Raw genomic sequence first — 883 nt, forward strand, 5'->3', positions numbered from 1 at the left:
CACTAGCCCCCGGTATAGAATAATTTTGAGCATTGGCCCCAATGATGTTGACTCCATTTTTTTGCCATTGGTAAGATTTTACGAAACTATTCGTAACAACTCCGAATGTAGCAAATGTATTTTTACAAATCGTCTGTTTTATAGGGTGTTCAATAATAGTTAAAGTGGAATCAATCACTCTAATAGTAATTGGCACTCTTAAACTTTCGCAATCGGAGCTATCCGGTGTTTGGCTAACATAATAGGTGGTAACTCCAACAGAATCTGTATTTGGTTTATTAATGAACTCATTACCATTGGCCGTTCTGTGCCAGATATATTTATTTTTGATGTTTTTATTAAGTGGTAACAAGAACTTATTGCCTATACAAATGGTGGTGTCTCTTGGCAAAGGTAATGTGGTAATACTTGGGGAATTAATAGCTATGGTTTTAATTCCAGTAACACATCCAAAGCTATTTCTAACATAAAATGTACTACTACCTGTTTTTACATTATTGAAAATAGGGCTATCCTGATAATCACTGCCATTAGAAGAATATTGGTAAGTATTGCCAGAGCATCCATTCAAAATGCCAAGCGAAACCGTTGCCGTACTTCCAAGATCGCAACTACATGAAACATTACTTACATCTGTTTCAACAGAAATAACCTTTTGTTGAACTTTTATAGTTTGGGTTCGAGAGCTACTATTACCGCAAGCATCGGTAGCTGTCCAAGTTCGAACTAAGGTATAATTTCCACAAGACTCTTCATTTCGGACTTCACTATTCACAACATTTACCGAGGTCCCGCAATTGTCCACAGCGGATAAGCTCTCCATTTGTGGTACTGCTTCACAGCTTACGGTTAAATCTGCTGGTGCAGTACTTAATTCTGGTGC

Annotated in this window: 1 protein-coding gene; it reads right to left on the minus strand. The window is 37.4% G+C overall.

Annotation, left to right across the window (positions count from 1 at the left end; genetic code table 11):
- The coding region (locus EGI24_RS14585) for a hypothetical protein (protein ID WP_255049199.1) at positions 1-883 on the minus strand (883 nt) is incomplete at both ends.

It is taken from the genome of Lacihabitans sp. CS3-21 (assembly GCF_024343675.1).
Lineage (GTDB): Bacteria > Bacteroidota > Bacteroidia > Cytophagales > Spirosomataceae > Leadbetterella.